This window comes from Hyphomicrobium zavarzinii ATCC 27496 (assembly GCF_000383415.1).
Classification (GTDB): domain Bacteria; phylum Pseudomonadota; class Alphaproteobacteria; order Rhizobiales; family Hyphomicrobiaceae; genus Hyphomicrobium_C; species Hyphomicrobium_C zavarzinii.
Genome location: NZ_KB911256.1, coordinates 845,988 through 859,593, shown reverse-complemented (window position 1 = coordinate 859,593; position 13,606 = coordinate 845,988). Strand labels below are relative to the sequence as shown.

The 13,606-nt window shown below is 62.0% G+C and carries 16 protein-coding genes; all 16 read right to left on the bottom strand.

All coding sequences use genetic code 11. From position 1 onward, the window contains the following. Positions 1-365: cytochrome c biogenesis CcdA family protein (locus F812_RS0107990; protein ID WP_020085444.1), on the bottom strand; the 365-nt coding region annotated here is incomplete at its 3' end. 26 nt (positions 366-391) lie between these two features. Next, a complete protein-coding gene (locus tag F812_RS0107985) occupies positions 392-1,174 on the bottom strand; it encodes a sulfite exporter TauE/SafE family protein (protein ID WP_026867948.1) in 783 nt (260 codons plus the stop codon). After that, positions 1,171-2,838: a bifunctional protein tyrosine phosphatase family protein/NAD(P)/FAD-dependent oxidoreductase gene (locus F812_RS0107980; protein ID WP_020085442.1), complete on the bottom strand. Its 1,668-nt coding sequence runs from the start codon at positions 2,836-2,838 to the stop codon at positions 1,171-1,173. The genes F812_RS0107985 and F812_RS0107980 overlap by 4 nt, the downstream gene beginning before the upstream one ends. 52 nt (positions 2,839-2,890) lie before the next feature. Beyond that, positions 2,891-3,778: an MBL fold metallo-hydrolase gene (locus tag F812_RS0107975; RefSeq protein WP_020085441.1), complete on the bottom strand. Its 888-nt coding sequence runs from the start codon at positions 3,776-3,778 to the stop codon at positions 2,891-2,893. A gap of 146 nt (positions 3,779-3,924) precedes the next feature. Continuing rightward, entirely contained in the window at positions 3,925-4,098 is a 174-nt protein-coding gene (locus tag F812_RS26460) for a hypothetical protein (RefSeq protein ID WP_198011159.1), read from the bottom strand. After that, a complete protein-coding gene (locus tag F812_RS26050) occupies positions 4,095-4,289 on the bottom strand; it encodes a YgaP family membrane protein (RefSeq protein WP_083929117.1) in 195 nt (64 codons plus the stop codon). Before F812_RS26050 ends, F812_RS26460 begins: the two co-directional genes overlap by 4 nt. Before the next feature lie 76 nt (positions 4,290-4,365). After that, positions 4,366-5,031, bottom strand: a complete 666-nt coding sequence (locus F812_RS0107960; protein WP_020085438.1) for a Crp/Fnr family transcriptional regulator — start codon at positions 5,029-5,031, stop codon at positions 4,366-4,368. A gap of 186 nt (positions 5,032-5,217) precedes the next feature. Then, complete coding sequence (locus F812_RS0107955) at positions 5,218-6,501, bottom strand: NAD(P)/FAD-dependent oxidoreductase (protein ID WP_020085437.1); 1,284 nt, start codon at positions 6,499-6,501, stop codon at positions 5,218-5,220. 23 nt (positions 6,502-6,524) lie between these two features. Next, complete coding sequence (locus tag F812_RS25370; protein ID WP_198011158.1) at positions 6,525-6,863, bottom strand: c-type cytochrome; 339 nt, start codon at positions 6,861-6,863, stop codon at positions 6,525-6,527. A gap of 28 nt (positions 6,864-6,891) precedes the next feature. After that, the gene (locus F812_RS0107945) at positions 6,892-7,539 is read right to left on the bottom strand and encodes a c-type cytochrome (protein ID WP_020085435.1); all 648 of its coding nucleotides are present in this window, start codon (positions 7,537-7,539) and stop codon (positions 6,892-6,894) included. A 46-nt stretch (positions 7,540-7,585) separates the two neighbouring features. Next, the gene (gene soxC / locus F812_RS0107940; RefSeq protein WP_020085434.1) at positions 7,586-8,881 is read right to left on the bottom strand and encodes a sulfite dehydrogenase; all 1,296 of its coding nucleotides are present in this window, start codon (positions 8,879-8,881) and stop codon (positions 7,586-7,588) included. Between the two features lie 14 nt (positions 8,882-8,895). Then, positions 8,896-10,587 carry a thiosulfohydrolase SoxB gene (gene soxB, locus F812_RS0107935; protein ID WP_020085433.1) on the bottom strand — a complete coding sequence of 564 codons (1,692 nt, stop codon included), beginning with the start codon at positions 10,585-10,587 and terminating at the stop codon, positions 8,896-8,898. Between the two features lie 31 nt (positions 10,588-10,618). Then, entirely contained in the window at positions 10,619-10,948 is a 330-nt protein-coding gene (gene soxZ, locus F812_RS0107930) for a thiosulfate oxidation carrier complex protein SoxZ (protein WP_020085432.1), read from the bottom strand. A gap of 48 nt (positions 10,949-10,996) precedes the next feature. Beyond that, complete coding sequence (soxY, locus tag F812_RS0107925; protein ID WP_020085431.1) at positions 10,997-11,461, bottom strand: thiosulfate oxidation carrier protein SoxY; 465 nt, start codon at positions 11,459-11,461, stop codon at positions 10,997-10,999. A 315-nt stretch (positions 11,462-11,776) separates the two neighbouring features. After that, complete coding sequence (locus F812_RS0107920) at positions 11,777-12,805, bottom strand: cytochrome-c peroxidase (RefSeq protein WP_245257643.1); 1,029 nt, start codon at positions 12,803-12,805, stop codon at positions 11,777-11,779. A gap of 132 nt (positions 12,806-12,937) precedes the next feature. Further along, complete coding sequence (locus F812_RS0107915; RefSeq protein ID WP_020085429.1) at positions 12,938-13,585, bottom strand: SCO family protein; 648 nt, start codon at positions 13,583-13,585, stop codon at positions 12,938-12,940. Positions 13,586-13,606: the final 21 nt, after the last annotated feature.

Sequence of the window (13,606 nt, the reverse complement as noted above, 5' to 3'; positions counted from 1 at the left end):
CGCTTCTCGGTGAGCAGGAAGGGGATGCGCAGCACGCCGAGGAAGTGCAGGCCGAACAGGATGATCACGAGGCCGGCGGCGAAGGAGAGCTCGGCGCGCCAGGTCTGGATCACCTGGCCGATCAAGGAGGCGCTGGCGCCGAGCGCGATGAAGACGGTGGAGAAGCCGAGCACGAAGAAGACGGAGGCGAGCACGACGCGGCGCCAGACCGCGCGCTCGAGACCCTTTTCGTCGGAAAGCTGCTCGAAGGTGGTGCCGCCGAGGTAGCTCAGGTAAGGCGGCACCAGCGGCAGAACGCAGGGTGAGAGGAAGCTCACCAGACCCGCCAGCGCGACACCGAGATAAAGATGGGCTTCAGCGAGCATCGCTCATGTTCCTTAGGACGCGCCTGTCATCGGAGGCCTCGCCAAACGACGTAGGCGCCGACCAGCGCGACGATGACTGCGAAAATATTCGAAAGTGCCTTCTTCTTTCCCGCGAGCCGTGTGGCGAGCATCTGCCCTCCGAAGCCGCCGACCGCGCCACCGCCGACGAACCACGCGACGAGCGTCCAGTCGATGAAGCCCGAGAGGGCGTAGTTGCCTGCCGTCGTGAGCCCGAAAGAAAATACGGACACGAGAGAGCTGCCAATCGCGAAGATCAAAGGCATGCCGGTTGCCGCCACGATGCCCGGCACAACCAGAAACCCACCTCCGATGCCGAAGAAGCCCGCGAGTGCGCCAACGCTCGCGCCGTAGGCCAAGAGCAACGGCATGAGCTTCGGCGCGGTATCACGCGTCAGCCTGACATCGCCGTTGCTCGCATCGCTCCCCTTGAAGAACATGAGGCTGGCAATCACGATCATCAGCACGCCAAACAGAACCAGCAGGCGCTCGCCATCGAACTGTTTGCCGAATGTGGAGCCCAGCGCGGCACCTGCAGATCCCGCCGCCGCGAACACAAGTGCGCAGCGCCACTTGACGTGCCCGGCTCTCGCGTGCCCCACGAGATTGACCAGCGCGCTGATGGCTACGGCGACCGCGCTCGTTCCAATCGCGACGTGAGGCGAACTCACGCCGACGACATAGACGAGCAGCGGAACAGCGAGAATAGACCCGCCGCCGCCGATGAGGCCAAGCACGAACCCGACGAGGGCACCAGAGCCGACGGCCAACAGGTCCTGGATTACGATCACGCCATGACCTTCGGACGCGCCATCCACTCACGGCCTTTGAGCATGGCCTTCCAGTAGATCGGGGGCAGGATCCGTTCCTTGAGGATCCAGGCAGCCCGCGAGGGCTGCATGCCGTCGATGATGTACTTCGGGAATGACGGAGCCAGCTTGCCGCCGTAGCAGAACTCGGCCAGCACGATCTTACCGCGCTCCACGGTCAACGGACACGAGCCATAGCCGTCGTAGGCACAAAGCGCCGATCCCAGCCCCATGTCGAAGAGGATGTTCTCGGCGCAGACCGGCGCCTGCTTGCGTGCGGCTGCCGCCGTCTTTGCGTTCGGTGTGTTCGAGGCATCGCCAAGCCCGAAAATGTTGGGATAGCGCTTGTGCCTCAGGGTTGCGGGGTCCACATCGACCCAGCCTGCCGTGTCGGCGAGCGGGCTCGACCGCACGAAATCGGGGGCCTGCTGGGGCGGGCAGACGTGGATCATGTCGAAGGAGGTTTCGATCGTCTCCGCCGCTCCGTCGGCGCCTGCCTTCTTGAACCACGCCTTCTTCGCCGGACCATCGACCGCGAGCAGCGTGTGATTGAAATTCAGGGTCACGTCGTACCGCTTCACGTATTCCATGAGCGCGGGCACATAGTCCGCGACGCCGAACAGAACGCCGCCCGCGTTGTAGAACCCGATATCGATGTCCTTCAGGCATTTCTTGCGCAGCCAATGGTCGGCGGAGAGATACATCGCCTTCTGCGGCGCGCCCGCGCATTTGATCGGCATCGGCGGCTGCGTGAAGATGGCGCGACCTGAGCGGAGTGAGCGAACCAGCTCCCACGTGTAAGGGGCCAGATCGTACCGGTAGTTGGAGGTGACACCGTTCTTTCCGAGCGTCTGCGACAGGCCCTCCACGCCGTCCCAGTTGAGCTTGATGCCGGGGCACACCACGAGGTGCTTGTAGCGAATGGTGCGGCATCCCTCGATGACGACGCAATTCGCCTCGGGCTCGAAGCCAGCGACCGCCGCCTTGATCCATGTGACACGACGCGGAAGGACGGCGCCCATCGCCTTGGCCGTCTCCTCCTTCTGGAATACACCGCCGCCCACCATCGTCCAGCCCGGCTGATAGTAGTGCGTTTCGGCCGGCTCGATGACGGCGATATCCAGATTGGGCCGCCGCCGAAGCAGGCTCGCGGCAACGGCCGCGCCGGCCGCACCGCCTCCAACGATCACGATGTCATGGGAGGCTACCGGATGATCGGTATCGATGAGACCCTTGTTCGAGATGCGGCTCAACACGCCCGAAACATCATATCCCGCGGCTTTTGCCCTTTCGGCAATCTCCGCCGCCGGGCGGCGCGCGCCCTCGCTCAACGCCCAAAGCGTGGTCGAGCGGGTGCCCGTTCTGCAATAGGCCAGCACAGGCTTCGGCATCTGCGACAGCGCGTCCCCGAACGCTGCCGCATCCTCGTCCGTCACCTTCCCCGTGCTGACTGGAATATAGCGCGCAGAAAGGCCCGCCGCTCGCGCCGCAGCCTCGATCTCTGCAAAGAGAGGCTGGTCGGTTCCTTCACCGTCCGGCCGGTTGCAGACGATCGACTTGAAGCCTTGGGCGGCAATCGCCGCGATATCGGCCGGCATGATCTGCGGTGAGACGGAGACCTCTTCGGAGAGCTTCTTGGCATTCATCTTGGGGGAACTCTTCTGGCTGGGGCTCATCCTTGAAATGCGCGCATTTCAATCAGAGCTCGTTGATCGGAACTTTGAGATGTCGTTTTCCCGTTTCGTCCGGCTCGGGAAGGTTTCCGCCCCGGATGTTCACCTGGATCGATGGGATGATGAGTTTCGGCAGGGCGAGCGTCCTATCACGCTCCTCCCGCATCCTCACGAATTCATCCTCACTCACGCCGTCCCGCACATGGATGTTGTTTGTGCGCTCCTCGGCGACGGTCGTCTCCCATTTGATGTCGCGTCCCCCGGGCCCGTAGTCGTGGCACATGAAGAGGCGCATCTCCGGTGGCAGCTCGAGCACCCGCTTGATGGAGCGATAGAGCACGCGCGCATCGCCGCCGGGAAAATCCGCACGCGCCGTTCCGCCGTCCGGCATGAACAGGGTGTCGCCGACGAAAGCGGTATTGCCGATCACGTGCGTCATGCAAGCCGGGGTGTGACCGGGCGTGAGCATCGCGAACGCGCTCATGCCGCCGATCTCGTAAGTATCGCCGTCCTTGAACAGGCGGTCGAACTGGCTGCCGTCCCTCTGGAACTCGGTGCCTTCGTTGAAGATCTTGCCGAACACCTCCTGCACGATCTTGATGTTCTCGCCGATGCCGAGCTTGCCGCCCACCTTGCCCTGAATATAGGGCGCGGCCGAGAGATGATCGGCATGGGCATGCGTCTCGATCAGCCATTCGACGTGCAGGCCGTTCTTCGTCACGAAGGCAATGATCTTGTCGGCTGATCCGTAGCTAATGCGGCCGGCGGCGTAGTCGATGTCCATCACGCTGTCGATGACGGCGCAGGACGTGGAGTTCGGATCCTTGACGACGTAGCTGACCGTGTTCGTCTGCTCGTCGAAGAATGCCGTGACCTCGGGTTTGACCGAGAGATCTACGGGGTGAGGGATCATGGTGAACCTCGATTAGAAACAGGTGTGTTGCGTCCGATCGGAGACCGGGCTCGATATTGGACTTCGCGGAGAGTCGCGCCCCAGGTGCCGCGCCGACGGCCGGGGCTAGTCTCTTTAACTTGGCTCATCCGCTTCAGGTCCCGCTCTTACAGCGAAATCCAGAGCGCCGCCGCAATCGCGACGCCGCTCCAGACCATCGTATTGATGAAGGAACGCAGAATCATCCGGTGATCGCTGGAAGCTGGGATTCCGGCCCAGTTGCAGACGAGATCACCGGGGATCAGAAAGATGGAAAGCATCGGTTGCGCTGCCTTTGTCACGCCTTGCGATGGCCGCAGGTCGAAACGCCTGCGACACGATAGACGGGGCAGAAGCGGGCAAGACCCGTAATGAGAGGAACGAGGCCGACAAGTCCCCATGGGGTCTTGGGCCCAACGAATACGAGGGCCAGCAAGGCGAGGCCCAGGAGGATGCGGAGATTGCGGTCCCAGCTACCGACGTTTGATGTCATGAGCGTGCTCCATTTTCTGCCCAAGACTTGCATATGAGTGCCGGTCCCATGCGTCTGTGACCTAGTCACAGACCGATCACGGTGCCGCAGCTAAATTTTTGAGGGCCTCCGCCCGCACGATGTTGATTACGCCGCGGGACGTGGCGATCCAGCCGCGACGCTGGAATTCGTTGAGCTGGCGGCCGATGACCTCTCTGGCAGAGCCGAGCTCCGCAGCCAATTGCTGGTGCGTGCGCTCCACCTGGGCGCCGGGGCCAGCGAGCTCGAGCAGCTTCTGGGCGAGACGGACATCGATGCGCGAGAAGGCCACCTCCTCGATGATGCGGAAGAGATTGGTGACCCGCACGCTGAAGGCGGTGAACACGAAACGGCGGAACTCCGCGGAGCGTGCGATGAGATCGTCGAAGGTCGACCGCGGAATGGCGACGGCCTCAACGTCGGTCTCGGCGATGCCCTCGGCCTGATACTCCTCGTAGCCCATGAGGCACGCGGTGGTGAGCGCACAGCTTTCGCCGGCCGAAACGCGGTAAAGTACGATCTCCCGGCCGGCGCTGGAGGCCTGCTGAACGCGCACCGTGCCGTCGATGAGCAGAAGATACGCGTCGGGCGCCTGCCCCGGACCGAAGATCCTCGTCCCCGCTGGAAGCACGACTACTCTACTCGTCTCGACAAGCGGCTTTGCGATCTCCGGCGCGAGAGCCTTGAGGCCCGGGAAATGCGCCACCCAATCCTTAGATGTCATGCGTCGCACTCTCGTTACGGCGAGAAGATCCCCCTTGGGCCCCGTTAAGGAGGACCGCGACCCAAGGGGGAGAACCGCCGAAACCTCGGCAAACGCGCGTGCCGCGTCAAGCTGTGAACTCCGGGAGAAGACTGGAGCGGAGAGCATTGAAGGGGCGCCTTGATCGTGCCTCGGTTCGCCGGCGATCTAGAGGAAGATGTCCGCGGTGATACCCTCGTACCAGCCCATGTTCTCCGTTTGAGTCATCTTCCGGACCGAAGCATCCTCGCCGGGCTTCGACACGAAATCCTCGACGGATGCGATCTTGCCCTCCTTCGGCGCGTAGCGGCCGCCCACTTTGACCGCGTCGTCGTCGTCGAGCATGCTCCAGCAGATGTTCTGAAAGCGCGGGGGGAAGGTCTTCGCATCAGCAAACCTTCCGCGCACTGCGGCGGCTGCCACCTTCGCCTGGCTGTTCGCGGCATATGCGGACTTGGGCATGTCGCCGGGAATGCAGGCATCACCAACGATGTAGATGTTGGGATCGAGCTTCGATTGCATGGTCTCGGCGTCGATGGGGCAGAAGCCGGTCTCGTTGGCGAGGCCGGAATCCCGTGCGATCGCTCCTGCCATCTGAGCGGGAATGACGTTCACGAGCGCCGCGTTCGCGTAGGTTTCGAACCCCGTGTTGACCGTGTTGGTCTTGGGATCCACGGATTTGATGGCCTCGTAGAGATCCTTGCTGAACCATTCCACCATGCCGGGGTAGTGCTTGTCCCAGCCTTCCTGGAAGAGCGCCTGCTTCGAGAACTTCTCCTTCGGATCGAGCACGACGATCTTGCACTTGCCCTTGCCCGCGCGCTTGAGCGTATGGGCCATCATCGAGACACGCTCGTAGGGTCCAGGCGGGCAGCGATAGGGGTTGGGCGGGGCAAGCATGACGATCAGACCGCCGTCCGGTACCGCATCGAGCTTGCTCTTCAAGAGCAGCGTCTGGGGACCGGCTTTCCAGGCGTGAGGCATCGCCTCCTCGTGCTCCTGTCCCCATCCCGGCACGCTGTCGTACTTGAGGTCGATGCCGGGCGAAAGAACGAGCGCGTCATAGTCGATGGTCGCTCCGTCGGCGAGCGTCACGCGACGGGCGGCCTTGTCGATGGAGGTGGCCTTCTGGTGAACAAGCTTGATGCCGTAGTTGCCCGCGAGTTTGTCATAGGAATGCGAGATGCTCTCGATCGTCTTGACGCCGCCCAGCACCAGGTTCGAATGGAAGCAGGTGACGTAGGTCTTCGCGGGCTCGATCAGAGTGACCTCGATCTTGTCTGCGGAATCCTTTGCAATGTACTTCGCGGCAGTAGCGCCGCCCGCGCCGCCGCCGATGACGACGACCTTCGCCTTGCTGTTTCCAAGCGCTGGTGCCGAGATGCCGAAAACTGCGGCCGCGGCAGCAGCCTGCCCGACCCTTGAATTGAACTGACGACGCGTAAGTGTCATGTGCAAAAATCCTCCCTGCTTCCTCAGCATTTCTTTTCTTGAGACGGCTCCTGCCGGCATTCGATCGATGTTGTGAGCGAGGAGAAATAAGCCGCGAGGGCCTGCATCTCGTCGTCCGCAAGCCGCGCAGCGACATCCTGCATCACCCGGCTCGCCCGCTCCCCCGTCTTGAACGCGGCGAGGGCCGTCAAGATCTCTCCCCGCTCGCGCCCCGCGAGCGTTGGGATCTTTCCGTCCGTGTTGCCCGAGCGGTGACAGGTGACGCACTCGCCCGAGAGATAGGCTCCGTATTCCGTCGCGTCGTCCGCCCTGGCGTTTGTGAGAGGCATTGCCGCCGCAAGAGCCGTTAGAGACAGTGACATCAGCCGCCTCATCATGCGCTCTCCTCGCTCAATCGACGCTCGGAGCGGATTTGGAATCCGGCGTGACGTCGAGAATCGCCGCTTGGCCCGTCACCACGACCTCGGTCTTGCAGTTCTTCATGCACGCCTCGGCATTCCAGAACTTGCGCTCCGTGGTCTCCCGGTCGTCGTCGTAGAAGCCATCAGCGTTCGGCATGCGGATCGAGGTGAAGTTCCCCTGATTGAGCTCGAACTCCGGATCCTTGATCACGTCGTTCATGTTGAGCAGGAACGCGGTGACCGCGTAGAGCTCGTCGTTGCTGAGCGACTGCGCATTGCCGAAGGGCATCGCGCGGCGCACGTAGTCGAAAACTGTCGAGGCGGATTCCCAATAGGAACCGATGGTCTTTTCCGGCCGGTCCGCCTTGAGCGAGCCGTGACCGCCCGCGAGCACGGGCCACCTGTCGCGACCCTCCGCGAAATCTCCGTGGCACGCCGCGCATTGCTCAAGGAAGATCACCTCCCCTTGCGTAGCCGTTCCTTTGCCCGGCGGCAGGCCCATACCGTCCGGGCGCACGTCGATGTCCCATCCCGCGATCTCTTCGGGCGTAGCGGGCGTTCCGAGACCCAGCGGCTTCTCGGGCTGCGCGGGCGCGGCAGCGCTCGGCCCGGCGCCGTAGAGTGACGCCGCGCCCATTGCTACGAGCGCACTAGCTGCGGCTGTGAAAAGGAGGGGGCGCACGTCAGGAGATCTCCACGTTCTCTGTCTCGCCGTTGGAGCGGACCAGCCAGGTTTGAATGCCGTTGTTGTGGTAGATCGAGTTCACGCCGCGGACGGCGCGCAGCTCGTTCTTGGTCGGCTGCAGGTAGCCGGTCGAGTCGTGGCAACGCGACTGGATCATCAGCTCCTCGCCCTGCCAATCGAAGTCGACATAGAACCTCGTGACCGAGCGCTCGAACACCGGCCCGTCAATCCTGGCTTCCCGCCAGTTCCGTCCGCCGTCCAGGGTCACATCCACCCGCGTGATCGCGCCGCGCCCAGACCATGCGATGCCAGTCAGAACATTCTGTCCCTTGAAGCGGAGCGGGGCCTGCGGCGACGGATTGGTGATCACCGACTTCGCATCCATCACGAATGTGAAGCGGCGTGCGCGTCCATCCGCGAGCAGATCGGTGTATTTCGAGGTCTCCTCGCGGGCGAGCCACGGCTTGTCGCCGACCTCGATGCGCCGGATCCATTTGACCCAGATGTTGCCTTCCCAGCCCGGCACGACGAGACGCAGCGGATAGCCCTGCTCCGGTCGCAGCGCCTCGCCGTTCATCTTGAACGCGAGCAGGCAATCGTCGAGCGCCTTCTCGACCGGCAGCGAGCGGTTCATACCGGACGCATCGCCGCCTTCCACCAGCAGCCACTTTGCCTTCGGCTTGAGGCCGGCCTCGTTCAGCACTGTCCTCAGCGGCACACCGGTGTACATGACGTTATGGATCATGCCGTGGGTAAACTGGCAGCCGTTGAGCTGCGGCCCGCGCCACTCCATGCCGCTGTTGGCTGCGCATTCGAGAAAGAACACGCGATTGACGCGCGGCATGCGCATGATATCGCTCATCGAGAAGACCAGTGGCTTGTCGACGAGGCCGTGCACCATGAGGCGGTGATCGGCCGGGCTCACATCCGGCGCGCCACCGTGATGGCGCTCAAAGCACAGACCGCTTGGCGTGATGATGCCGTCGAGCTCGTGCCAAGGCGTGAAGTTGACGGAGCTCTGCTGCGATGCGGTCAGCCATTCGACATCCCGCCGCACGACGTGCGCCTCGAATTTCGACGGCTTGCCATAGGGCCGATCCGCGACGCCAGTGCCCAGATGCTTCGACCAGTCCGCGACATGCGGCGGAAGGTTCTCCGGCTTAGCCTCGGCACTCGACGCCTGCGGCCATGCCGATTTTGCTCCTGCGGCCACAAGGGCACCCGTCAAACCGGCTGATTTGAGGAATTGGCGCCGGGAGCGCGTATTCTTTTGCGGCTCGTTATCTTCGCTCATTGCTCGCTGCCTGCTCACACGCCTTTGACGTTCACCGCCGTGCTCGGACGGACGCTGACGACTTTCTTGCTCGTGATGTAATCCGAGACGACATCCCAGATGGGCGGCCCCTCGGTTCCCTCGTTGACGCTCGCCCAACCGCCGACGGCGTATTCCTTCGATGCGTCGATCGGGGCACCCGTCCTCAGTGCGGTGAGGTTTGAAATGCGCTGCCCGGCGGGCTGCGCGATGTCGATCGCGTAGCCGAGGCCGCCGCAGCGCACCATGTCACCGCCCTGCTGGTAGTACGGATCCGGATTGAAGATATTGTCGGCCACGTCCTCGAGCACTTCCTTGAGGCGCGCTCCCGTCATCGTCGTGCGGTAGCAGGCGGGATAGCTCATCGCGGTGGCGTTGGTGATATCCTCGAACGTGATGGGTGCGCCGGGCAGCATGCTCGGTCCCCACCTCACGCCTGGAGACAGCGAGATCTCGACATCACGCTGCTCGATGATCGAGTCGCAGATCAGCGTATCCAGCGTTCCGTCGAAGTTTCCGCGCCGATACAGAAGTCCGTCCGTCGTTCCGAGAACGCGGGAGAGATTCTTCTGGAATGGCTCGCGCACAGCCTCGATATGCGCCTTCATCTCCGCGTCCGGCGTGATCGCATCGGAGAAGATCGGGATGAGACGGTAACGGAACGACGCGACGCGTTTCGACTGCACGTCGAGATCGAGGCGCGACACGAACTTGCCGTTCGAGCCGGATGCCACGAGCAGCGTGCGCCCGATCTGCGTGACCTCGGGCACCGCGTCGTGGGTATGCGCCGAGAGAATGACGTCAATCCCCCGAACGCGCTCCGCGACCTTGCGGTCAACGTCGAAGCCATTATGCGAAAGAAGCACGATCAAGTCGGCGCCCTTCGTGCGGAGCGACTCGATTTCTGCTGCGAGCTCCTTCTCACGAATACCGAAGGTCCAGTTCGGGATCATCCAGCGCGGATTGGAGATCGGCGTATAGGGAAACGCCTGGCCAACAACGCCGATCTTCACGCCGTTGCGCTCGAAAATCCGCGAAGCCTCGAAGACGTGCTCCTCGAACTCGGCTTCGCGGATGTTCTGCGCGAGAAGCGGGAAGCCCATGCCGTCGGCGAGCTCGCGCACGCGAGCCTCGCCAAGAGTGAACTCCCAATGCGCCGTCATCGCATCCGTCTTGAGCATGCGCATGGCATCCGCCATGTCCTGCCCCTTGGTCTGCAGAGACGTCCAGCTATTGGTCCAGGTATCGCCGCCATCGAGCAGCAACATCCGATCGCCGCGCTCGGCGCGAATCGCCTTGACGACGGTCGCGATCCGGTCGAGGCCGCCCATAGCGCCATAGGCGCGCGCCAGCCCCTCGAAGTCATCGGCAGTCAGCGCGTACGCCAGCGCCGAGCCATCCGTCAGCTTGAACGCCCTGCGAAACTCCGCACCGACGAGGTGGGGAACGCGTCCCCGCGACTCGCCGACGCCGAAGTTGGCGGACGGCTCGCGAAAATGGATCGGCACGAGCTGCGCGTGCAGATCCGTGACATGCACGAGCGTGACGTTTCCGACCGGCTCGAAAGCGAGCAGATCATCCTGCGTCAAACGCCCCTCCGCCGAGAGCCGGCTGAGAGGAACTCCGGTGCCGGCGACCAGCGTTGCCGCGGCCGTTGCAGCCACGAAAAATTCACGCCGCGATATCATTTCTTGCTCCGCTAGCTCTAAATCGGGCGCGTCAGGACACTGTGACCTGATGCTCGGACTTGTAGACGGAGCCGTCGTCATCAAACCAACTGAAGACGAAGAGGCCGCTTTCGGTCGCCCGAACGGAGAACGACTGGTATGGATTGGCGGAAATCGCCGGATGCCAATCGGCGCTCAGAATTTCCTTACCGTTGAAGGTGGCGGTGAACTTGTTGATGATGTGCCGCGGGATGATTTTTCCGGACGCATCCTTGCGCTGCCCGCTCTCCATCTCGTGGCTGATCAGGGTTTTCACCTCAATGATCTCACCGGCTTTTGCCGTCGCAGGCATGCGAACGCGCGGCGTGACTTTTGCGGCCATGACTGAATATCCTTTGGTCTTTCGAAACGTTCGGTCGCACCGGAGGCGTCAGCCGCCGCAGCCGCCGATCGTGACTTTGACTTCCTTACGGGTGGAGAAGATCTCTCCGTTCGACATCACGGCGAGAGCGGTGATCGTCTGCGTCTTCGCCAAGCGGATCCGCAACTGAGCCGCGGCCTTCGGGCTCAGCGGCGTGAAGGTGTAATCCGCCACGTGCGGATTTGGGTTTCCGTCAGCAAATATATGGACGGCCTTGACGTGATCCTCAGCCGTCATAGGGCTTTCGACATCGAAATTCAGCGGAACGACCAATCCGTTTTCAGCGATATTCGGAAGGTCGAGAGAAATGCGCCCTTCGGCGACCTTCTTTTCACCCGCAACCTTCTTGATCAGCTCATCAACCTCGGAGCCCGACGCAAGAAGCGGTCCGGCAGGAAGCGCGACAATCGCTGCAAAACCTGCCGCTCCGACGAGAACTTCGCGGCGCGTTCTCGCACTCGTCAGTGCCTTCATCTCTCACCCACCCCTTGCCTCTTCCTTCTTGGATTTTTCGACGCCCTATTATTCCGATCGTGCGATCGGCAAGTTCGATCGCACATTAACCGGCACCCCCTGTTTCTTGATATTTTTATTGCGAATTTGTGAGCTGAGATTATTCAGACCCCTTACTTCGCCTATTCGGATTTCAAATATATCGAGATCGCACGGATGCCCGCAGCGGGATGGGGACGCGTTCGGAGCAAAAAAAACGGCACCCGGTTCCCCCGGGTGCCGCGCACCGAAAATCAATACGCACAGCAAGCGCCGTGAGCGTCGTGTATCGCGTTGCTACCTGTAGCCTTCGTGCTTGGCCTGATCCTCCGCAGTGGTGAGAGTTCTCAGGAAGGCAACGAGATCAGCCTTTTCTTTTTCCGCCAGGTGCAACGGCTGGAGCGCACGCTCTCCATCGTGCTCGAGTCCGCCCTTGTCATAGAACGCAACGACATCCTCAAGCGTCGAGAGTGAGCCATCGTGCATGTAGGGATAGGTCAGCTCGATGTTGCGCAAACTCGGCGTCTTGTAGGCCCAGCGATCCTTTGCGTCCAAAGTGACCGCAAAACGCCCGATGTCGTTGATCCGCGGCGCGCTGAAGGACTTCATGTCCTCGTACTTCATGTCGATGAAGTAGCCGGGGGCCAGTTCCACCTTCGCGACGCGCGATCCAGCGCCTATCGCGTTATAGTAGCCGATGCCGGTCACGTAGAATTTGTGATCGGTGAACAGCGCGGATTTCTCGCCCACAGTGTGGCACGTCGCGCATTGGCCCTTGCCCATGAAGACCTCGAAGCCGGCCTTTTCATCGGCATTCAGGGCATCATCCTGCTTTCCGTAGTACCACTTGTCGAAGCGCGAGTTTCCGGAGAGCAGCGTGCGTTGATACGAGGCCAGCGCGTCGCCGATCGTCTGCATGGATGGGCCATGACCGTCGAAGACTGCTTCGAACAGCCCCCGATAGTCCTCGAACGAGCGGATCTTGTCGACGACATGGCCGATTGAGGGGTTCGCCATTTCCAAAGGCGACAACAGCGGCGCCCAGGCTTGCTGGGCGAGATCGGATTCGCGACCGTCGTGGAACAGCGTGTCCTGATAAGCCACATTGTAGAGGGCAGGCGCGTTGCGGCTGAGACTGCGCCCCTCCATGCCTATGGCCCTCGCGGACTGGTTGGAGGTGAGGCCCTGGGACTCGATGTGACACATCGCACACGAGTTCGTGTTGTTGAAGGCGAGCCGGCGGTCGAAGAAGAGTTTGCGCCCGAGCTCCACTTGGGCCTTCACGGGCCGCTGGTGAGCTTCTAGGGGCGGGAGGCCAAGCGGCACGGCATCATCGGCGCCGCCGGAGGCAGAGTTCGGCCAAATGTGACCGACGAGGAGGATTGTGAGCACCGAGGTGCATATTGGAACTGCCAGAGGCAGCCGTCGCTTTCTTCTCATTTCATCCCTATCGCGTTGTCACTCTTCTTCAAGCAGGAGTGTTCCGATGTCGGAAAGGACGACATCGGGATTCAAGAAGCTGGTCGTATAGATCTCCCTCACCCAGGAATCCTTATCGATGAGAAACACCTTTACCAGATGATTGATCACGTCGGTCGGCTTGCCCGCGTCGTCGAATTCACGCGAAGCCGGCACGTACAGATCGTTGAGGATAGGCGCAAGGTAAGTGTCGTTCCACGTCGTCAGGAACGACCAGGGAGCTTGCGGAGTGCTGATCGAGGTCTTGAAGAACGACATCATCTCCGGCGTATCGACCTTGGGATCGAGACTCAGGAAGACGAGCCGAACCTTGTTTTGCAGCCTCGGATCTTTCTTGATCGCCTCGTGAACCTTGTTGAATGCGTCCCAAGACTTCGGGCAGCCTTCAGGATCCCGGCACGTGGCATAGAAGAACGAGAACAGTGTGATCTTGTCCTTCGTGTAGCTGGACAGTCTGCGTGGAATCCAGACGCTGTCCTCGAGGACCCAGCCGGACGGAGCCGGCTGGATCTTCTGCAGTTTGTACGTGCCCGCCTTGGGATGGACAGGGCCGGCTACGCTTTGCTCGTTCCCCGCTACGGGGATTGTGGACGCTAGCAGAGAGAGCGCCACATAGCCGGCCTGCACGCGGCTAGAACGCCGCCGGAG